Source organism: Diaphorobacter sp. HDW4B (genome assembly GCF_011305535.1).
Taxonomy (GTDB): domain Bacteria; phylum Pseudomonadota; class Gammaproteobacteria; order Burkholderiales; family Burkholderiaceae_C; genus Diaphorobacter_A.
Genome location: NZ_CP049905.1, coordinates 3520160 through 3539620 on the forward strand (window position 1 = coordinate 3520160; position 19461 = coordinate 3539620).

Sequence of the window (19461 nt, forward strand, 5' to 3'; positions counted from 1 at the left end):
ATTGAACAAGACTGCGCAGTCAGGAGATCCGGTTGACGTCGACGTGATTGCGGCCATGCTCGATGCAGTAGTCCACCAGCGCCTCGATCTCGTTGGACTTGTCGAACACCGCATCGACTCCCAATTGCGCGCAGCGCATGCGCACGTCGGGTGTGGCGTAGTTGCTGAGCACGACCATTTTCTGGGTCTTGTTGCGTTTGCGGCAGGCTTCGAGCACGCCCAAGCCGCTGCCCTGGCGCAGGAACAGGTCGATGATGGCGAGATCCCATTCGGCCGGATTGGCGGTCAGCCAAGCCTTGCCGGCGTCCTCCGTTTCGGCCGTGCCTATGGCTTGGACGTCAGCGAGCTCCTCCAGCGTGCCAATCAGATTCTCGCGAATCGTGGCGTTGTCTTCAACGATGTAAGTGCGCAATTTCACGTCTGCCCAAGATGAATTCGATATCCCGATGTGTCGCGTTCTTTTGCGGGCCGGGAATCGGCGAAACGCGCAGTGGCTACTTTACGTGCCCAGTGAATGTCATTCTGCCAGTGCCCACTGGCTTGCTGCGTGGGAAAGTTCCTACTTGTCGGTAGTTTTTTCCGAAGCGCCGCAGACCGGACACTCGGGATCGCGGGCGGTGCGCATTTCGGTCCAGTGCATGCTGCGCCCGTCGAGCATCAACAGCCGCCCGCTGAGCGACGGGCCCGCCGTTTCGACAATCAGCTTGAGCGCTTCGGCCGCCTGCATCGAGCCGATGATGCTGACCATGGGCGCGAACACCCCCATGGTCGAGCAGGCCACTTCCTCGAACTCGTCGTCGGGCGAGAACAGGCAGGCATAGCAGGGCGAAGCGTCCTGGCGCGGATCGAACACGCTGATCTGCCCGTCCATGCGGATGGCTGCGCCCGCGACCAGCGGCTTGCGCTGGTGCACGCAGGCGGCATTGATGGCGTGGCGGGTCTTGTAGTTGTCGGTGCAGTCGAGCACGACGGTGGCGCACTGCACCAGGTGCTCCAGCGCCTGACCGTCCACGCGTTGCTTGAGCGTGCGGACGTTCACGCCCGGATTGATGGCCAGCATGGCCGCGCGGGCCGACTCGACCTTGTCCATGCCCACGCGCTCGGTGGTGTGGGCGATCTGGCGCTGCAGGTTGGTGAGGTCGACCTCGTCGTCATCGACCAGCGTGACCGTGCCGACGCCTGCGGCGGCGAGGATCAGGGCGACGGGAGAGCCGAGGCCGCCCGCGCCGATGACAAGGGCGTGGGCGGACAAGATGCGTTCCTGCCCCTCGATCCCGATGTCGTCCAGCATGATGTGACGCGAGTAGCGCAGTAGTTGGTCGTCGTTCATCTGTTTGTCTTTTGGGCTTTTGGTTCGCTGGTCGTGCGGAGGTGACGATACAGGCCCTCATGCGTCGTTGTCGAAGCCTTGCCGTACATGAGTACTGTCTGCGGCTTCACGCCTAGCCTGAGGGCCTGTCTCGTCATTGTGGTTGGGGGTTCAAACATCGTGCTCGCTGCTGAGGGTGTTGTTTGAAAACCGGAACCGTCTATCCCTGCATTTTCGATCGGGCAGGAAAAAGGCCGGGGGAACCGGCCTTTTGTCTGGCATCGCTTGCGCGTTGCGTCATTCTTCTTTCTTGGCTTCTGGACGTTCTGTCTTGGACTTGCTGGCCAGGACGGTCACGCCGCGCAGCTGGTTGATGGCCTGGTTGAGCTGGAAGTCCTTGTCGGAGCCGAACTCGGGCAGCTTGTCCTTCTTGGCTTTTTCCTTGTCCTTGGACTCTTCTTCCAGGCGCTTCATGGCTTCTTCGCGCGCTTTTTCGCGTGCGGCGTCCTTGACTTCCTCGCCTTGACCGCTGGAGAGGTGCTTCTCCAGATCGGCTTCGCGTGGACGCAGGGAAGCGTAGAGATCGCCCTCGGCGGTTTCGTCAACCCACACGTCGGGCACGATGCCCTTGGCTTGGATGGAGCGGCCGCTTGGCGTGTAGTAGCGGGCGGTGGTCAGCTTGATGCCGGTGTCGGGACCGAGCGGACGCACGGTCTGTACCGAGCCCTTGCCGAAGGTCTGCGCGCCCATGATGGTGGCGCGCTTGTGGTCCTGCAGCGCACCGGCCACGATTTCGCTGGCCGAGGCCGAGCCTTCGTTGACCAGCACCACCAGCGGAACCTTCTTGAGTCCGGCGGGCAGGCTGCGCAGCGGATCGCTGCCGCGGCGTGCGTAGTCTTCAGGCGCTGCCTTGAATGCGGACTTGCTCTCGGGCAACTGGCCGTTGGTGGTCACCACGGTCACGTTCTCGGGCAGGAAGGCGGCGGAGATGGCGACGGCTGCGTCGAGCAGGCCGCCCGGATCGTTGCGCAGGTCAAGCACCATGCCCTTGATGTGGGGGTCCTGCTTGTACAGGTCGTCCACCTTGCGCACGAAATCGTCGACCGTGCGTTCCTGGAACTGCGACAGGCGCACCCACGCATAACCCGGCTGGACCATCTTGGCCTTGACGGACTGGGTCTTGATTTCTTCGCGCGTGATGGTCACGGGGAAGGTGCGGCTTTCATCCTTGCGCAGGATGGTCAGCGTCACCTTGGTGTTGGGTTCGCCGCGCATCTTCTTGACGGCGTCGTTGAGCGACAGGCCCTTGACGGCCGTGTCGTCGATCTTGGTGATCAGATCGTTGGTCTTGAGACCGGCGCGATCGGCAGGCGAGCCTTCAATCGGCGAGACGATCTTGATCAGGCCGTCTTCCTGCGTGATCTCGATGCCCACGCCCACGAAACGGCCGCTCGTGCCTTCGCGGAATTCCTTGAACGACTTCTTGTCGAAGTACTGGGAATGCGGATCGAGGCTGGAGACCATGCCGGAGATGGCATCGGTGATCAGCTTGCGGTCATCGACCTGATCGACGTAATCGGTCTTGATCAGACCAAAAACCGCCGACAGTTGCTGGATTTCCTCCAGTGGCAGCGGAGTCATGCCGCTGCGCGCCACGGTCTGCAAAGACACCGTGGTGAGCGCGCCAGCGAAGACGCCGACGGAAATCCAACCTGCTATTTTGAGTTTTTGGCCCATATATATGTCACCTTGACCGAACTATTACCATCTTAGTACGGTATTGACCTCGGACAGTTCCCGGGGTTCCCATTGCCTGACAACTTGTTGCGCGCCTCCCGCAGCAGCGGCAACTCGAATGCGATCGATGCGCTCGATTGCGAGTGAATTCAGCATAAAACACTGGCAATCAGGCGCAAAGACAACCATTGTGACGCAAGCTGGGGATTTTCCCGCTGGAAACAAGGGCTCTTCAAGCGCGCCGGTCGGAAAACCCACGTCGGCGCGCCAAAGATCAGGCTTTTCCTTGCGAAGCCACGGCAGCAGCGGCCTTGGCGGCGGCTTCGGCGTCGCCCAGGTAGTAGTGGCGGATCGGCTTGAGGTCGTCGTCGAGCTCGTAGACCAGCGGAATGCCGTTGGGGATGTTCAGGCCGACGATGTCGTCGTCCGAAATGTTGTCCAGATACTTGACCAGCGCACGGATGGAATTGCCGTGGGCGGCGATGACCACGCGCTTACCCGAGCGAATCGTTGGGGCAATGTCGTCGTTCCAGAACGGCAGCACGCGGGCCACGGTGTCCTTCAGGCATTCGGTGAGCGGCACTTCGCCGTCCTTCAGGTTGGCGTAGCGGATGTCGCCGCGCTCGCTGCGTGGGTCGGTGGCTTCCAGCGCTGGAGGAGGTGTGTCGTAGCTGCGGCGCCAGACCAGAACCTGGTCGTCACCATACTGCTTGGCGGTTTCCGCCTTGTTCAGACCTTGCAGACCGCCGTAGTGGCGCTCGTTCAGGCGCCAGCTGTGCTCGACGGGCAGCCAGGTGCGGTCCATTTCGTCGAGCGTGAGCCACAGCGTGCGGGTGGCGCGCTTGAGAACGCTGGTGTAGGCCAGATCGAACTCGTAGCCTTCGGCCTTGAGCAGGCGACCGGCATTCTTTGCCTGTTCGACGCCAGTCGGTGTGAGATCGACATCGGTCCAGCCGGTGAAGCGATTCTCAAGATTCCAAGTGGATTCGCCGTGGCGAATCAGTACCAGTTTGTGCATGGGTTACCCTCGAAGGAACAGGCCAAAACCCATCATTCTAGAATTGTCGGGTTTGCCAATCCCAAGGACGTTCGTGAAATTCATCTTAGACAACTGGTATTTGATCCTCATTGCCCTGATTTCCGGCTCGATGCTGCTCGTTCCCATGTTCAGGGGCGGAGGTGTCGGCGCGCTCTCGACCGCGCAGGCGATCCAGCTGATCAACCGCGAAAAGGCCATGGTTATCGATGTGTGCGAACCTGAGGAGTTCGCGGCGGGCCACGTCAAGGGCGCCAGGAACGTACCGTTGGGCCAGCTCGAAGAAAAGCTGCCGCAGGTCGTCAAGAACAAGGCGCTGCCGGTGATTCTGGTGTGCACCAAGGGCGCGCGCGCCAGCCGTGCAGCAGGTGTGGCCAAGAAGCTGGGCTACGACAACGCCCAGGCGCTGGCCGGTGGCCTGACCGCCTGGCGCGAAGCCTCGCTGCCGGTTGAAAAGGCGTAAAGCGCCTTCATCTGCGCCCCCATGTGCGTCACCATGCGAGGCGGCCTGAGCCATCCGGTTGCCGCCCCTCGCGTCACAACTACAACTGAAAGGAACACCCCATGCAAGCCGTCAAGATGTACACCACCGCCGTCTGCCCCTACTGCATTCGCGCCAAGCAGATCCTGAAATCCAAGGGCGTCGAGCAGATCGAGGAAGTCCGCGTGGACACCAACCCCGACGAGCGCGTGAAGATGATGGAAATCACCGGCCAGCGTACCGTTCCGCAAATCTTCATCGGCGACACCCATGTGGGCGGTCACGATGACCTCGTTGCGCTGGATGGCCGTGGCGGTTTGATGCCACTGCTGCAAGGCGCGTAAAAAAATCTGGCGATGCCCCCGCACATTGCATAATGCTCGATTCCGCCCGGAGTTGTTTTCGGGCGAGCTTGTTCAGACTGAAAGATCCAATCTCATGGCGACCGAAGACACCCCAGTGTTCCAGATTCAACGCGTTTATCTGAAGGACCTGTCCCTGGAGCAACCCAACTCTCCGGCCATCCTGCTGGAACAAGAGCAACCCAATGTGGACATCCAGCTCGGCGTGGAAGCCAATCCCGTCGCTGAAGGCATTTTCGAAATCGCCGTGACCGCCACCGTGCAGACCAAGATCAAGGACAAGACCGTGTTCCTGGTCGAAGCCAAGCAAGCCGGCATCTTCGAAATCCGCAACATCCCAGAAGACCAGATGGGCGCCATCGTCGGCATCGCTTGCCCACAGATCGTGTACCCCTACCTGCGCGGCAACGTGGCAGACGTGATCACCCGCGCTGGCTTCCCGCCTGTGCACCTGGCTGAAATCAACTTCCAGGCCATGTACGAGCAGCAACAAGCTGCCGCTCAAGGCAATGCTGTCGCTCAGTAATTCATTGCGCTGAACGGCTTCCAGCCAGCTCATCCCCGCGAACGGCTTCGGTCGGCGCGGGGATTTGTTCTTTCTGAGCCGTGGTTTCTTCGCCGAACTGCCACGGAACTCTTGTTATTCTTGCCGTCATGAAGATTTTCGTCATCGGAGCCGGGGCCTGGGGCACGGCGATCTCCATGAGCGCTGCGGGCAATGCGGCCAACAGCCACTCGGTCACACTCTGGGCGCGCGACGCTGCGCAGGCGCAGCAGATGCAAGCCGAGCGCGCCAACACGCGCTATCTCAAGGGCGGCACCTTCCCTGAATCGCTGCAGGTCGTGAGCGGCGATGTCGCGCCTCATGTGGCCGACGCCGACCTGATCGTGCTCGGCACGCCCATGGCCGCCTTGCGTGAATGGCTGGTGCAGCTGGCCGATGTGAAAGTGCCGGTGGTCTGGCTCTGCAAGGGCTTCGAAGCGGTGCCCGCCAATGCCGCTGCGGGCTCGGTCGGCCTGATGGCGCATGAGGTCTGCCGGCAAGTCGCGCCCAAGCTGCGCAGCGGCGTGCTCAGCGGCCCCAGTTTTGCCGATGAAGTGGTGCGCCACCAACCCACGGCCTTGGTGGCCGCAAGCGCGCATGCCGACGTGTCCGACCTGCTGGTGACCGCCTTCCACAGCGGGGCCATGCGCGTCTATGCCAACAGCGACATCGTCGGCGTGGAAGTCGGCGGAGCGGTCAAGAACGTGCTCGCGATTGCCACGGGTCTGTGCGACGGCCTGCAGCTCGGCCTGAACGCCCGCGCGGCATTGATCACGCGCGGACTTGCCGAGATGACGCGTCTGGGCATGGCGCTCGGCGCGCGCGCGGAGACGTTCATGGGGCTGTCGGGACTGGGCGATCTGGTACTCACCGCGACCGGTGACCTGTCGCGCAACCGCAAGGTCGGCCTGCTGCTTGCCAAGGGAATGTCACTGGAGCAAGCCGTGCAGTCGCTCGGCCATGTGGCCGAAGGTGTCTACAGCGCGCGCACGGTGCTGGCGCGCGCGCGGCTGCTCGACGTGGAAATGCCGATCACCGAAACCGTGGTTGGCCTGCTCGATGGCGAGTTGCCCATCGGTGATGCGGTTCAAACGTTGATGACGCGCGATCCTCGCGGGGAGTGAGTGCTTGCGATCTGCGGCGATGCCGATGGTGCGTCCGCAGTTGTCAACAAATGCCTTTCTGGGGCTTCAATCGGCTTTCGTCAAAACATAGGCTGAATTGACTTGCCGGAAAGCGCGCTTCAGTGGATTCTCCGCCCCCAGCCAAGCGACACCCAATAGTCGCGGTTGACGGAGGATTTTCGATTGAGTAGCAAGCAAAATAACTTTCTGTTCGCGCGAGATGCGCGCATTTATCGTCGCAGCGTTCTGGGCCTCATCGGCTTGGGGCTGGTGCCGCCCATGGCTTTCACGGCGCTGGTTTCCTGCCGCGATCAGCAGACCACCAGTCACGACACGCTGCCGACCATGCAGGTGCCGCTGCTGCATTTGCCATCCATCCACAATTTTCGGGATGTGGCCGGTGTGAATGAGCAGGAGCCCTACCGCAACCAGCAAGGCGTGGTGCTGCGCACCAGAACGCTGTACCGCTCGGGCTGGATCAGCGCGGACGATGCCGATGCACGCCGCCTGCGGACGCTCGGTGTGGATGTGGTCTACGACCTGCGACCACAGGAGCTGCGTCTAAGCCATCCGGATCGCGTGCCGCAAGGCGTGGAGTACGTGCCGCTGTTCCAGAAGACAGCGTCGTCATCCAGCCCACTTTTCGAACCCACGGTGTCGCCCAAGGCCATGGAAGATCGCATGCGCTTTTTCGTGTCCGACCAGAGCATGCGCACGCGCACCGTTTTTCTGCTGGAGCAGATGGCGTTGGTCGATGGTGCGCAAGTCTTTCACTGCACACAGGGCAGCGATCTGACCGGCTGGATCACAGCCTTGCTGCACACCATCGTGGACTTGCCGCAGGATGTGATCATGCGGGACTATCTGCTCAGCAACGACCGCCTGACGCACGAAGCCGACGCGGAGACCGCCCCTACCAAGGTGCAGGCCAGCTATCTGCAAGCCGCCATGCACGAAGCCGCCTCGCGACATGGCTCCGTGCAGCGTTTCATCAACGACGGTTTGCGGCTCAGCGCGGACGTGCAACAGCGTCTGCGCGCCAAGCTGCTGGTGTCTGCCTGATCGATTGGATCAGAGGCCCAGTTCCAGCGCCAGCAGTTCTTCCACGGTCTGGCGACGGCGGATCAGGCGCGCCTTGCCATTCGCCTCGACCAGCACTTCGGCTGCCAGCGGACGCGTGTTGTAGTTGCTCGACATCGAAGCGCCGTAAGCGCCCGTGTCGTTGATCACCAGCAGATCGCCGATGCCCGCACCCGCCAGTTCGCGCGGCAGCACCACGCCGCTATCGCCCTGCGTGAACACGTCGCCTGATTCGCACAGCGGACCCGCCACCACGCTGGGCTGCGCTGGCAGTTCCTTGCCATCGCGGCGCAACACCTGCATCGCATGGAAGCTGCCATACATCGCAGGACGCATCAGCTCGTTGAAGCCGGTGTCCACCAGCACGAAGTGATTGCTGCCCGCGTTCTTGGTCGCGCGCACGGTGCCCAGCAGCACGCCGGACTCGGCCACGAGGAAGCGGCCAGGTTCGATTTCAAGGCCCAGCGAGTGGCCGACGATGGCCTCGGCCTGCTTGCGCGCGGCGTCCCACAGGCCGTGGTAGTGCGCGGTGTCGATGGTCGCATCGCCCTTGCGATACGGAATCGACAACCCGCCACCCGCCGAGATCGCGTGCAAATCATGCCCCGCGTCCTTGGCCGCCTGCACCAGCTTGACCATCGCGCCGCAGACTTCCTGCAGGTGCCCGTAATCCACACCCGAGCCGATGTGCATGTGCAGCCCGGCCAGCACCAGCCCGCCCGCCTTGATGGCCTCCAGCGCCGCCAGCAGATCGCTGTGCCAGATGCCATGCTTGCTGTGCTCGCCACCCGTGTTGGTCTTGTTGCTGTGACCATGCCCGAAACCGGGGTTGATGCGCAGCCACACATGGTGACCGGGCGACGCCTTGGCCAACTGGTGCAGCATGTCGATCGAGCCCGCATTCACCGGCACCTTGTGCTCGACCACGGTGGCAAGGGTCGCTTCATCCATCACATCGGCCGTGAAAACGATGTCGCTGGGCTCGCCAAAGCCCGCCTTGAAACCAGCGGCCAGCGCACGCAGGATTTCCCCGCGCGAAACCGAATCCACCTTCACGCCTTGCTCGCGCATGAGTTGCAGTATGTGGATGTTGGAGCAGGCCTTCTGGGCGAAGCGGATCGTGTCGAAGCTCTTGAGCTGCGCGATGCGCGAGCGGATGGTTTCGGCGTCGTACACCCACAGAGGGGTGCCGTATTCGTCGGCCAGTTGCCAGAGGAGGGTGGGGGTGAATGGGTTGGACATGGTGTTTTTCTATCCTTGGGATAGTGGGATGATCGTTGTTCTTTGATATTTGGTCGAATACTTTGATTTGTTGTTGTTATTCGTTTTTGATATGGTCTGGTTGTTGAGTGCGGCTGCCCGGGGCGAGACCCGGCCAGCAGAAAAAAAATCCACCCATCCAGGCAGGAACACAAAATGCCCAGCATCGCAGATGCACCACCCCCACCACGCATCACCCACCGCCACATAGAAATCTTCCGCGCCGTGATGCTCGCAGGCGGCGTCAGCGGCGCAGCCCGCTTGCTCTACACCTCTCAACCCACGGTCAGCCGCGAACTGGCCAGACTGGAAACACTGCTCGGCTATTCCCTGTTCGAGCGCGTGCAGGGCCGCCTGCGCGCCACAGCAAGAGCGCTGTCGCTCTGGGATGAGGTGCAGCGCAGTTGGCAGGGGCTCGATCACGTGATCGATCATGCGATTGCACTCAGCCAACCCAGCCAAACCCAGATCAGCGTGCTCAGCATGCCCGCGCTGAGTCATGCGCTGCTGCCCGGTGCGCTCGCCCGATTGCAAAAGGGAAAGCATGGCCCGCTCGCGGTGAGTGTGGCGACGCAGGATGGCCCGCTGCTGCAGGAGTGGATGTCTGCCCAGCGCTTTGATCTGGGCCTTACCGAGCAGGCGGATGCGCCTCCCGGAACACGCGCGGTGGCCTTGCCAGCGCAGGACGAAGTGGCCGTCTTGCCCGCGAAGCACCCGCTCGCCAGGAAGCCCAAACTCAAGCCCGCCGATTTCGCAGGAGAGTCCTTCATCAGCCTCGCGCGTGATGATCCTTATCGTCAGCAGATCGACGCGCATTTTGCGAAAGCGAAAGTGCAGCGGCAGATGCTGCTGGAAACACACAGCGCCATTGCTGTCTGCGCCATGGTGCAGCATGGACTCGGCGTCGCGATCGTGAATCCGCTGACCGCGCGAGCCTGTGCGGGCGATCAATTGGTGGTGCGGCCGCTGACCTTCTCGATTCCCTTCCAGGTGCATGCGCTGCTGCCGCTGCATCGGCCTGCGGTGAGTGGTGTGGACTGGCTGCTGGATGCGTTGAAGGGCGAGGCCAAGTCGGCGCGTTGAAGTGACCATCGTTTGTTTCCGCTGTTTTGTGGCATGGTGCACATTTCGGCGAGAAAGGATGGCAAATGCCCAAGGTTTTCAAATGTGCCGCGCCAACCTCCAGCCTGCTTTGTTCCAGTCTGGACACGGCTTGGTATCACGACAGTTATGCGCTTGACCTGCAGCGAGATGGCCGCAGTGCGTTGCAACTTTATCTCGATACAGTCTCTCGCACGCCTGCATGGATTGATGCGGCCATGCGTATGCGCAACAAGCTGGGAAATGCCTTTTTTGGCTTGAAGGACCTTGGCGCACTGAGTGAGGTCGATGCGGCTGTTGATGCAAACAACTATGCCTTGGGGCAGCGCATCGGCATCTTCAGCCTGCTGGAGTTGCGGAATGCGGAAGTGGTGCTGGGAGACAGCGATCGGCACCTTGAGGTGAAGGTGTCCGTCCACAGAAGTGATACGGTGGACGGCATGCGCGTGGTCATCACCACGGTCGTGCATGTACGCAATGCGTTGGGCAAGGCGTACATGTTGGTGGTGGCTCCTGCTCACCGCCTCATAGCACCCGCAATGCTTGCGCGGTTGCAGGCAGTCAGATGATGCACAAGCTGTGTGCGCCGTGCGCCAGGCTGGCTTTTTAAAACTCCAGGTTGTCGATCAACCGCGTATTGCCGATGCGAGCCGCGCCCAGCGCCACCAGCGGCGCGCTGGCCTGTAAGGATGCGTCGGCGGGTGCCAGCAAATCACTGCGGTTGCGCACCGTGAGGTAGTCCGGCTGCCAGCCTTGGGCGCGCAGGGCATCCATGGCCTGCGCTTCGAGTGCGGCGAGCGGTGCATCGCCTTTGCGCGCGGCGTCGGCCAAGGTCTTGAGGGCTTGCGACAGCGCCATCGCGCGGTGGCGTTCGTCGGTGTTCAGATAACCATTGCGCGAACTGAGCGCGAGGCCGTCGTCCGCGCGCGCGGTGTTGCCCGCGATGACGTCGATGGGCAGCGCAAATTGCTGCACCATGCGGCGAATCACCATGAGTTGCTGGTAGTCCTTCATGCCGAACACCGCCGTACCACCGCCCGTGGTGGCGAACACGCTGGAGAACAGCTTCATCACCACGGTGCACACGCCCGTGAAGAAGCCGGGACGGAACGCACCTTCCAGAATGTCGGCGAGCGCTGGATCGGGCTGGATCTTGAACAGTTGAGGCTCGGGGTACAGATCCTTTTCACGCGGCGCGAAAAGAATGTCGCAGCCCTGCGATTGCAGCTTTTCGCAGTCGGCATCCCAGGTGCGTGGATAGCTGTCGAAGTCCTCGTGCGGCAGAAACTGCAGGCGGTTCACGAAGATGCTGGCCACGGTCACATCCCCATGCTGCTTGGCGATGCGAACGAGCGAGAGATGGCCGTCATGCAGATTGCCCATGGTCGGCACAAAGGCAGGCTTGCCACGTTGGGCCAGAGCGGCGCGAAGTTCGGGGATGGAGTGGGTGATTTGCATGACGGTGAAAAGCGAGAAGGCTGTGCTGCCGCGAAGTCTACTGAATCGGCAGGATGCGTGGGGGCAAGTATCCGGCGGGAAATGGGGAGTATCTGAGCCCGGACCGCTGTGCGACGTCAGGCCCCTTCGAACATCTTGCGGTGTTTGGCCCGTTCGCGAAGCCGCTCGAAATTTGCCTGACCTGTGAAATGAAGCGACGTTGCGCGAAGAGGTGCTTTCTGGTAATCGACACCAGATTTGTCCACGTTGTTCATTTTTCGATAATTTTTTTGATTTTTGAATAATGATTATTCGACACCACGATTGCGTGAATTAAGTGAATGAAATGTGGTGGAGTTTTGGTGTGTATTTCTGTCGATGTGTTATTTGAGAAATGCCCGTTTTGTGAATATTTGAGAGTTATGCATGTATTTGAATTTGAATGATATTGAATAGTGGGTCGGTATTTTGGCTGTATTGGGATTTTTCTGAAATATCTCGATTTGTGTATTGAAAAATTAACTTTGTTTCCTTTTGTTTGATATATTGAATTGGAACCGATTGAAATGATGGTCGTGCAGGTGGGGATTTTCGGGGTGCACGAGAAATCGCTTTGAACGGGGAATGAAAAATCAATATATGCAGTGGGAGGCTGCTCTATGTTCAATCTGAAACGAAGTGCTTTGAGTACGGCTGTGCGATGTGCGGTGACTGTTGCGGGTGTGAGTGGGGCAGGATTTGCCGTTGCCGGGCTGGTGGATGCGTCCTATCCCACTGGCACAACGGCTGGGACATGGACGGTGGACCGATATGCCCCGGCCGTTTTCGCTGCCGGTGGAACAGTGGCGGGTCGCAGTGGGGTGCTCAATCTGGGTGTCGCGCAGGCGGATTCCTTGGCCAATCGGCCCGCCGCATACAACACCGCTTTCTACAACACCCAAGGCCGTGGAATGGCGATGAGCGCGGGGGGCTATTCGGTGATCTACGGAAGCCTTTTCATCCCGACCAGTTGGACCACGTCAAGCGGCATTGCTGCCAACCGCCGCACCGACATGTGGGGAACTGCTGCACCGGCCACCGGCGGAGACACCTGCACGGCTGCGGGCTGCGACCACTTCCCGATCCTCGGATTTTCCAATGCGGACGTGGCCAGTCCCACCACAGCAGGTGGTACGGGGCGATACCGTGTCTGGGACACGCAAACCGGCTGGCAGGAACTCAGCGCCATCCCGGTCAAATATGACCAGTGGAGCGACATGTGCATCGCGTTCACGGGCACAGAACTCAAGAGCTACATCAATGGAGCGCTGGCCTACACGCAAAGCGATCTGACGCATGCCGACGTTGCCACGCTGGGCCCGACCACCCAGTTCAGTCGCATGATGATGCAGGCCTACAACTTTGGCAGCGACTACACGGCGCAATGGAGCAGCATCGGATATGGCCAGCTCGCCGCCGTTGCTGCACAGACCGGCAACGGGCAGAACACCAATGTGAGCACCGGTTTTGCCACGTCGTTGACCGTGGTGGCGCAAGACACATCCGGAGCGCCATTGCCCTGCGTGCCGATCACCTTCACCGTGCCGGCATCCGGCGCGTCGGCCACGTTGAGCACGATGACTGTTTTCACGGATGTGACCGGAACAGCCACAGTCACGGCAACGGCTAATGCGACGGCGGGTGCCTATGCGGTGACCGCCGCAGCGCCTGGACTGGCAGCGCCAGCCAGCTTCAATCTCACCAACGTGACACCGGTGGTGGTTCCGCCCAAGGAGCCCACCATCAGTGCCGCGGCACCGATCCCGACACTGGGCCAATGGGCGCTGATGGCGCTGAGCCTGCTGGCAGGGCTGAGTGGCATGTTCATGCTCACGAGGCGTTCGAGCGAACGGCATCGTTCGTGATGGACTTTGGGCTCCAGCTTGCATGCGGCTGGAGCCCGCCTTAGTTGTCTCAGTCGCCTCAGTCCCCGCAAACCCGCTGCCCCGAACTCGTCGCCTGAGATTGCGCGCGCGCTGCGGGCGAGGGGTTGAGCGGGCCTGCGTTCACGTTGATCCATTGACTGGCGTTGGTGGGATGTGGCTCCATGGTTTCGAGCTGGTTCACGCGGCGCAGAAAGCAGAAGTTCTCGAATGGCACGGGCGGCTGGTAGCCCTTGATGCCGAAGGCGGTGGCCTCGGGGCCGATGTATTCGCTGATGGGGGCTTCGTATGAACCGTAGGCGTAGCCGCCGCGTCGGCTCGCGCCGGGCAGGCCGAGCTCGACCGAGTTGGTGCCGGGGGCAAATTGTGCGCCGCCGCTGCTTCCGGGCGAGAGCGTGACGCGCACCGCACGGCGCACGACGCGGGCGTCTTCCTTGGCGGACCAGATCATCTTGAAGCGGCCCAGTTGCGCGCCAGTGGTGGGCACCAGTCGTGTGGCAAGGCGTGCGGGTGCGGCGGTGGGCGGAAGGGCGCTGCTGTCGATGTCGTCATCGAAGATGTCGACGGTCACGCTGCGCGATGGATCGGTGGTGAAGCCGATGAGTTTGAAGCGCGACGTCTCTTCCTGCGGCAGATCGGCATAGCGCTCGCCCACCGTGCCTTCGAGCGCTTCTTCGATGAACACGTAGGCCGGCTCCACGCCCGGCGAGGTGTAGATGCCAAGCTCGGCCTCCAGTCCGTGCAGCGACACGAAATAGCCCTGCGCGTCCTTGTCGAGCCGACCGACATAGTTGACGAAATCGCCCTCGCGCAACGGGGCTGGCAGATGCGGTTTGCAGCCCAGGAGCGCCACGGCACCGATTCTTCCGGTGCCGCTTTGAACGGGAATTTCCCCACAGGTAAAGCGCTTGACAGCAGCGTCCGAAGGCCGGTTGCCGGAGGGGCACAGCGCATCGCTCGGTCCGCGCGGAATGCATACGGGAAAGCCGGTGCGCGCATGCACGGGCGAGTTGCCGGGGTCGAGCGCAAAGCGCTGATCCTGTGTGGTCTGCGTGCGGCCGTAGATGCCTTCCGGATCGTTGAGTTTGAGGCGCGCGGATGCGGCGTTGTTGCCGGTGCCGGGCTCGGAGCCGACGACGATGCTGCCATCTGCGCCAAAGCTGCGGATGAAGCCGCCACCCAGATGCAATGCGCCCTGCGAGATGCGCACCGAGCCCGCGAGGTAGACACCGTTGACGATGTTGCCCATGACCTCGACTTCGGCTGGCGGCAACGGGCATTGTCTGCCCGCGAATTCGGGAGTGACAGGGCAGGCGAGATCGGCGGGGCGCAGGTCCTGCAGCGCCAGGCCGCTGCGGTTGGCGTTGATCGTGGACCGCAGGTCGCGGCCCTTGAAGAGTTGCTGCGCGGTGAGGTAGCCGCCCGGCATGGTGATCACCAGATTCTGCGGAAGGCGCACGTCCACCCCGCGCACGCGCAAGGTGGCTGCCGATGTGCGGCTTGCGGGCTGATCGAGCGTGAAGCGCTCGATGTGGCCGATGATGGCAAAGCCCGTCGGCGGCTGCACGGGCTGCGCCTGCGCGACGGACACCAGTCCAAGCCACAGCAGTGCAAAGCAGAGGATGGTGCGGACTTTCATGGCAGCTCCTTTCGTGAGCGCAGTTCGGAAAATGGCGAGGATGCGGGCGATGCGGGCGGTCTGGAGACGAACGGCTCGGGCTGCCAGCCATGCGCCTGACTGCGGCTGAACGCCAGCGGCGCGCCGGGCAGTGGCGCGTATCCGGTGAGCGAACGGGCTTGCGCGAGCAGCGACTCCGGCACCACGTTGCGGCCGCTGCGTGCCAACGCTTCCACTGCGGTGCGGGCCGCGGCTTGGCCGAGCACGAACCAGAGCGATTGACCTTGCCGCTCGGCGTGGTCGGCGACCGCCAGCGGGACAAAGAGGATCAGCCGGTGATCGAGTTCGGGTGCTTCGAGCGGCTTGGCGCGCATGCCCGAGAGTTCGATCAACTGCTTCAACGTGATGCCTGCCTCACGCCAGCGCGAGCGCAGAGAATCGACCTCCGCTGCCGGTGCGAATGCGGCGACGCACAAGCGGGTTCCCGCAGGCCATTTGGGCGTGCGCTGCGTTTCAGAAGAGATGCTCAAACCGCGTGGATCGAAGGTCCATCGGATGCAATCGGCCGGTGCGTTCTGCAATTGCTCCATGGCGATGCGGGCCTGCTGCTCAAGACTGGGAAGCAGCGGCCATTGCCAGCCGGAAGGGTCGGCGTTGCGCGCCTGAACATCGAGTGTGGCGATGCTGGGAAGACGCTGGTCGCGCAGCAGTTTTTGCTGTGCCGGAAGCAGCGCGCTGGCCACCAGCGCAAACACATCGCTTGGCAAACCGCGATCCGATGGCAGCAGTCGCAGTTGCCGACCATGCACGCCGCCTGCGGCATTGGTTTGATCGAGCACGCTTTGCACGCCCGCCATCACTTGCGCGCGTGCGTCTGCATGTGCGATCCCTTCGAGCGCAACGCCCAGTCGCAGCTCGTTCGACGAGATGCCGCTCTGGGGTTGCGCTGCATTGCCAAGCCATGGCCAGAAGGCGTCGAGCGCGGCTACTTCATCGTGGGTCAGCGCGTATCGCGGCATGGCGGGGTGGAGTGGGCGGCCTGTCGCATCTCGTCCATCGCGCAACGCATTCGCAAGGTTCAGACGACTTGTTTTTCCTGCCGCCCATCGAATGTCGGGCGCTGCCACGTTGGCCTCGCGCGAGCCTTCGCCCAGCGGACCATGGCACTGCACGCAGGCCACGGCCGAGGCGGGCATGGGCGCGCCGGAGACCGTCGCTGGCTGCGTGAATGGGCGCGTGCCGTAAAAGAGCGCGCGGCCTTGTTCTGCTGCTGGCGTCCATGGGGGCAATGGCTCGCTGGCGCGTGCTGAGCAAGGCATCTGCAGCGCAGCCAGCCCGGTGGCCGCGGCGAGCAGCAGAGTCAGGGCACTGTGCGGCGACATGATGGCTGGCACCGTTTGCGTTTCAGGCTGCGGCGGCGCGCAGCCATTGAAGAATGTCGTTGGCGCTGGCCAGGCCCAGCGACCGCAGCCAACGCGACTTGCCCGCGTGGCCCACCCAGATCTGCGCGGGATGGTCGGCCAATGATGCGGCATGCGCGCCAAACGCGCGCAGCACCTCGTCGATGTCGCGTGTGTGCGCCGCGTTGCCGGTCAACATCCACCAACGGGCCTCTGCGCCGATGCGTGCTTCGTGGCGTTCGGCAAAGCGCGAGACGGCTTGCGGCGAATCGCCCAGCGGATCGATGGACAGCGAAACCAGCGTCGTCTGCTGTGCCGAATCCTGCGCTTGCAGCATATCTTGCAACTGCCGAAAAATGGCGGTCTGAGGTGGGCAGAAGCTGCTGCAGCCCGTATAGAAAAAGTTCACGGCAACCGGCCCGCGTGCAAGCAACGGGCGCAAGGCAACGGGATCGCCACGATGGTCGAGCAGCGTTACATCGGGCACGCGCGGGGCTTGCGCGTTCCAGTGGGGCGTTGCCGTGGTGCGCGCACACAGAACGCGTGGCCAGCACAGCGCGGAAACGGCGGCACCAGCGGCTGCGCCCGCGAGCAGACTGCGGCGTCCGGAGATCATGGCAAACCTCCCAGCACATGCGAGCCGAGCGCTCCTGCATGAAACGGCAAATCGTGCGAGGCGCTGCTCACCAGCAGATCGATGCTGGTCTGGCCGGGGGGCTGCGCGATGCGCGCTTCGTAGATGCCGTCGCCCGCAAAGCGCATGGTGCGGCGGGTTTGCCAGCCGCTGCGTTTGTCGAACACCAGCAATTGCAGATCGCGCACATCGGCCAGCGGCTGTGCCTTGTCGCCTTCGCCCACCGAGAGCGCCGCGCGCACCAGCCAACCCTCGCCATCGGTCTTTACCTGCAGCAGACGCGCGCGCACCTGCGCAGCGGCAGCAACGACGGCGCTTTGGTTCTGCGTGCCGATCACCGGCACTTCGAGCGCAACGCATTCCGCAAAACGCGGCTGCACGCCGCTCACCACCAGCTCGTAGTTGCCGCTGCGTGGCGCGCGCAACGTTGCGCGGTAGCGGCCCTCGCCCAGCGACTGCAAACCATCGTCGAGCAACAACAGCGCGAGCGGGCTGCGGCGGTAGTTCGAGAAGCTGCCGATGGGCGCCATCATGCCTTCGGTGTATTGGTAGATCTGGCCGTCGTGGGGGCTGGCGACATACATGCCCGCGCCATCGGGCAGGCGTTGCAATCGATGTGCGCCGCTGCCCGGCGCAAGGCTGGGCGCGGCATCGCGCGGTTGCGCACCCACCGCTACCTGCACCGGCTTGGCCTTGCCGTTTCGCAGATCGGCCAACGACAACAGCATGGCGCGTGATGCGACGGCGCTGTGCAGATAGGCGAAACTGCCGCTGAAGGCGATGTCGGTGATGGCGGACTCCAGCGGCAACTGCTGCAGCACGCGCGTCGTGGCGACGTCGATGACGAGCACATCCGTGGCGGTTGTGGCGAGCGCGTGGCGGCCTTCGTCGAAAAGTGCAATGCGTTGAACCGCGCTGGTGGTGTCGATGTGCTGCTGCGCAGTCCCTCGCGCATCCAGCCACACCAGCCCGCCAGCGGCGGGCGCGGCCAGTGCGCGCTGCGCCAGAGGGCTCCAGACGGCGTGCAGCAGGCGGCCAGTCGGGGCGACCTGTGCGATCTGTGCGCCTTGCCCGATCTGTGCAGGGACGCGCACGATGCCATCCACCCCCAAGCCCAGCGGTTCGCTGGCCTGATCGGGCAACAGCCAGGCCTGCACGCGCGGCGCGGCAATGCGCTCGGGATCGCTTTGCGCGTTGGCGATGCGCAGCCACTCGTCACGACCGGCCTGCGCCACCCAGATGGCGCCGCCAGCCTCTGCCAGCGCAACCGGGCGCGCGCCGTTTGCCAACTTGTAGCTGCGCCGCACGCGCCGTGCGTCGGTGTCCACCACCAGCACCTGATCGACTTCGGGCAGCGCCAGCCACACCTCGTGCACATCGGCGCGTTGCAGCACGGCGACGGGCGTGCCGGGCAGGGTCAGCACATCTTCGAGCTTGGCCTGATTGAGGCGCAGAAACGGGTTGATGAAGGTGAGCGTGTTGTCCGTGTTCACTGCGAGCAGGCGGTGGATGTTGAAGTCCACGGCCGCGCGTCGCCCCAATCCCGGTGATGCGAGCATGCGCACCTTGTCGCGGCATGCCAGTTCGCCTTCGGACAAGGTCGGCAGCGGCTTTTGCAGCCAGGCAGCCAATCGGCGCGCAGGCAGCGAAACAGGCTGGCCTGTGGCTTCGTCGCGCAGCGTGAGTTCGAGCGTTGCCAATCCATCGGCGGGCAGGGGCTTGAGCTGCGCCTGCACCTGCACCGCGCCTTCGCCCTCGGCGCGCGCCATCCGGATGGGCGAGCATGCATAGAGCGCGGCCGCCACCGGCAGCAGCCATCGCAGGAGGTGGGACGGTTTGCGCATCTCAATGCATCCAGTGGTAGATCCAGCCGATGGCCAGCTTGCCCACGGGGCCGCCGTTGCTGGCGATGCGGATGCGAATGGCATCGATGCGCTCGTCAGCATCCACGCCAGCGCTGAGAAACGCGGCGGTGGTGAAATCTCCGGGCAGGCAGACGTGATCGGTCACGCCCGCAACGGGCGGCATGTCGTCGAACCCGTTGTTGCCCTGCAAGCGAATGCCGAGCGTGGCTTCGTAGTCGGTGCCGACCGGCGCCAGCATGGCCGCGAACAGGCCGACGCTGCGCACGCCCGATGTGAAGCTGAGCGTGAGCGCGCCGGAGTCGGGCGAGGTGATCATCAACAGCGGCGTGCGCCGTTCGAGATTCACATCGAGCCCGCCCGCCGGTGAGCAGACCGAAGACTGAATCACCTGTCCTGAAACCGGCGAGTTCACGGTGACTGCGCACTGGCCGCTGCTGTGCGCATAGGCACCAGCGGCCAGACGGATCGGCATGGGCGGAATGTCGCCGCTTCGCAGCCAGCCGATGAGGTTGCTGTTGTTGAAATCGGTGGGAAACATTGCGTTGGCCATG

Annotated in this window: 19 protein-coding genes; 8 read left to right on the forward strand and 11 right to left on the reverse strand. The window is 62.9% G+C overall.

The genetic code is table 11. The annotated features are described in order from the left end of the window. Positions 1-19 precede the first annotated feature (19 nt). The 4 genes from G7048_RS16135 to gpmA form a co-directional block, all read right to left on the reverse strand. Entirely contained in the window at positions 20-418 is a 399-nt protein-coding gene (locus tag G7048_RS16135; protein WP_166069119.1) for a response regulator, read from the reverse strand. Positions 419-559: 141 nt separating this feature from the next. Next, a complete protein-coding gene (locus G7048_RS16140) occupies positions 560-1330 on the reverse strand; it encodes a HesA/MoeB/ThiF family protein (RefSeq protein ID WP_166069120.1) in 771 nt (256 codons plus the stop codon). Positions 1331-1606: 276 nt separating this feature from the next. Next, positions 1607-3046, reverse strand: coding sequence for a S41 family peptidase (locus G7048_RS16145; protein WP_166069121.1), 1440 nt, complete (start codon positions 3044-3046; stop codon positions 1607-1609). A gap of 274 nt (positions 3047-3320) precedes the next feature. Beyond that, on the reverse strand, positions 3321-4064 hold the full coding sequence (gene gpmA / locus G7048_RS16150; RefSeq protein ID WP_166069122.1) for a 2,3-diphosphoglycerate-dependent phosphoglycerate mutase: 744 nt from the start codon (positions 4062-4064) through the stop codon (positions 3321-3323). A gap of 73 nt (positions 4065-4137) precedes the next feature. Between gpmA and G7048_RS16155 the strand changes: the two genes are divergently transcribed. The 5 genes from G7048_RS16155 (at position 4138) to G7048_RS16175 (ending at position 7655) form a co-directional block, all read left to right on the forward strand. Then, on the forward strand, positions 4138-4545 hold the full coding sequence (locus G7048_RS16155; RefSeq protein WP_166069123.1) for a rhodanese-like domain-containing protein: 408 nt from the start codon (positions 4138-4140) through the stop codon (positions 4543-4545). A gap of 101 nt (positions 4546-4646) precedes the next feature. Further along, positions 4647-4907 carry a glutaredoxin 3 gene (gene grxC, locus G7048_RS16160; protein WP_166069124.1) on the forward strand — a complete coding sequence of 87 codons (261 nt, stop codon included), beginning with the start codon at positions 4647-4649 and terminating at the stop codon, positions 4905-4907. 94 nt (positions 4908-5001) lie between these two features. After that, positions 5002-5451, forward strand: coding sequence for a protein-export chaperone SecB (gene secB / locus G7048_RS16165; RefSeq protein ID WP_166069125.1), 450 nt, complete (start codon positions 5002-5004; stop codon positions 5449-5451). A gap of 128 nt (positions 5452-5579) precedes the next feature. After that, positions 5580-6593, forward strand: coding sequence for an NAD(P)H-dependent glycerol-3-phosphate dehydrogenase (locus G7048_RS16170; protein WP_166069126.1), 1014 nt, complete (start codon positions 5580-5582; stop codon positions 6591-6593). A 183-nt stretch (positions 6594-6776) separates the two neighbouring features. After that, the gene (locus G7048_RS16175; protein ID WP_166069127.1) at positions 6777-7655 is read left to right on the forward strand and encodes a tyrosine-protein phosphatase; all 879 of its coding nucleotides are present in this window, start codon (positions 6777-6779) and stop codon (positions 7653-7655) included. 9 nt (positions 7656-7664) lie between these two features. Here the strand turns inward: G7048_RS16175 and lysA are convergent, their stop codons facing one another. Then, positions 7665-8915 (reverse strand): diaminopimelate decarboxylase, encoded by a 1251-nt coding sequence (gene lysA, locus G7048_RS16180; RefSeq protein WP_166069128.1) that lies wholly within the window; start codon positions 8913-8915, stop codon positions 7665-7667. Between the two features lie 174 nt (positions 8916-9089). Between lysA and G7048_RS16185 the strand changes: the two genes are divergently transcribed. Continuing rightward, positions 9090-10016 (forward strand): LysR family transcriptional regulator, encoded by a 927-nt coding sequence (locus G7048_RS16185; protein WP_166069129.1) that lies wholly within the window; start codon positions 9090-9092, stop codon positions 10014-10016. Positions 10017-10081: 65 nt separating this feature from the next. Then, a complete protein-coding gene (locus G7048_RS16190) occupies positions 10082-10603 on the forward strand; it encodes a DUF2867 domain-containing protein (protein WP_166069130.1) in 522 nt (173 codons plus the stop codon). A 37-nt stretch (positions 10604-10640) separates the two neighbouring features. On the opposite strand, the gene panC is transcribed toward G7048_RS16190, so the two are convergent. After that, positions 10641-11492, reverse strand: coding sequence for a pantoate--beta-alanine ligase (panC, locus tag G7048_RS16195; protein ID WP_166069131.1), 852 nt, complete (start codon positions 11490-11492; stop codon positions 10641-10643). 638 nt (positions 11493-12130) lie between these two features. Here panC and G7048_RS16200 point away from each other — a divergent pair. Next, positions 12131-13375, forward strand: coding sequence for an IPTL-CTERM sorting domain-containing protein (locus G7048_RS16200; RefSeq protein ID WP_166069132.1), 1245 nt, complete (start codon positions 12131-12133; stop codon positions 13373-13375). A 58-nt stretch (positions 13376-13433) separates the two neighbouring features. Here G7048_RS16200 and G7048_RS16205 read toward each other — a convergent pair whose 3' ends face one another. The 5 genes from G7048_RS16205 to G7048_RS16225 are packed head-to-tail and all read right to left on the reverse strand — an operon-like array spanning position 13434 to position 19460. Continuing rightward, positions 13434-15032: a hypothetical protein gene (locus tag G7048_RS16205; RefSeq protein WP_166069133.1), complete on the reverse strand. Its 1599-nt coding sequence runs from the start codon at positions 15030-15032 to the stop codon at positions 13434-13436. Continuing rightward, complete coding sequence (locus G7048_RS16210) at positions 15029-16393, reverse strand: c-type cytochrome (protein WP_166069134.1); 1365 nt, start codon at positions 16391-16393, stop codon at positions 15029-15031. The genes G7048_RS16205 and G7048_RS16210 overlap by 4 nt, the downstream gene beginning before the upstream one ends. A gap of 22 nt (positions 16394-16415) precedes the next feature. Beyond that, positions 16416-17027, reverse strand: a complete 612-nt coding sequence (locus tag G7048_RS16215; RefSeq protein ID WP_166069135.1) for an SCO family protein — start codon at positions 17025-17027, stop codon at positions 16416-16418. After that, positions 17024-18889, reverse strand: a complete 1866-nt coding sequence (locus G7048_RS16220) for a YncE family protein (RefSeq protein ID WP_166069136.1) — start codon at positions 18887-18889, stop codon at positions 17024-17026. The genes G7048_RS16215 and G7048_RS16220 overlap by 4 nt, the downstream gene beginning before the upstream one ends. A 1-nt stretch (position 18890) precedes the next feature. Beyond that, a complete protein-coding gene (locus tag G7048_RS16225; protein WP_166069137.1) occupies positions 18891-19460 on the reverse strand; it encodes a hypothetical protein in 570 nt (189 codons plus the stop codon). Position 19461 lies beyond the last annotated feature (1 nt).

Bases quoted from the DNA above. Each gene is read 5' to 3' on its own strand.
- G7048_RS16140 (WP_166069120.1), bottom strand. From the start codon at position 1,330: ATGAACGACGACCAACTACTGCGCTACTCGCGTCACATCATGCTGGAC.
- G7048_RS16145 (WP_166069121.1), bottom strand. From the start codon at position 3,046: ATGGGCCAAAAACTCAAAATAGCAGGTTGGATTTCCGTCGGCGTCTTC.
- gpmA (WP_166069122.1), bottom strand. From the start codon at position 4,064: ATGCACAAACTGGTACTGATTCGCCACGGCGAATCCACTTGGAATCTT.
- grxC (WP_166069124.1), top strand. From the start codon at position 4,647: ATGCAAGCCGTCAAGATGTACACCACCGCCGTCTGCCCCTACTGCATT.
- secB (WP_166069125.1), top strand. From the start codon at position 5,002: ATGGCGACCGAAGACACCCCAGTGTTCCAGATTCAACGCGTTTATCTG.
- G7048_RS16170 (WP_166069126.1), top strand. From the start codon at position 5,580: ATGAAGATTTTCGTCATCGGAGCCGGGGCCTGGGGCACGGCGATCTCC.
- lysA (WP_166069128.1), bottom strand. From the start codon at position 8,915: ATGTCCAACCCATTCACCCCCACCCTCCTCTGGCAACTGGCCGACGAA.
- G7048_RS16185 (WP_166069129.1), top strand. From the start codon at position 9,090: ATGCCCAGCATCGCAGATGCACCACCCCCACCACGCATCACCCACCGC.
- G7048_RS16190 (WP_166069130.1), top strand. From the start codon at position 10,082: ATGCCCAAGGTTTTCAAATGTGCCGCGCCAACCTCCAGCCTGCTTTGT.
- panC (WP_166069131.1), bottom strand. From the start codon at position 11,492: ATGCAAATCACCCACTCCATCCCCGAACTTCGCGCCGCTCTGGCCCAA.
- G7048_RS16200 (WP_166069132.1), top strand. From the start codon at position 12,131: ATGTTCAATCTGAAACGAAGTGCTTTGAGTACGGCTGTGCGATGTGCG.
- G7048_RS16205 (WP_166069133.1), bottom strand. From the start codon at position 15,032: ATGAAAGTCCGCACCATCCTCTGCTTTGCACTGCTGTGGCTTGGACTG.
- G7048_RS16210 (WP_166069134.1), bottom strand. From the start codon at position 16,393: ATGTCGCCGCACAGTGCCCTGACTCTGCTGCTCGCCGCGGCCACCGGG.
- G7048_RS16215 (WP_166069135.1), bottom strand. From the start codon at position 17,027: ATGATCTCCGGACGCCGCAGTCTGCTCGCGGGCGCAGCCGCTGGTGCC.
- G7048_RS16220 (WP_166069136.1), bottom strand. From the start codon at position 18,889: ATGCGCAAACCGTCCCACCTCCTGCGATGGCTGCTGCCGGTGGCGGCC.
- G7048_RS16225 (WP_166069137.1), bottom strand. From the start codon at position 19,460: ATGGCCAACGCAATGTTTCCCACCGATTTCAACAACAGCAACCTCATC.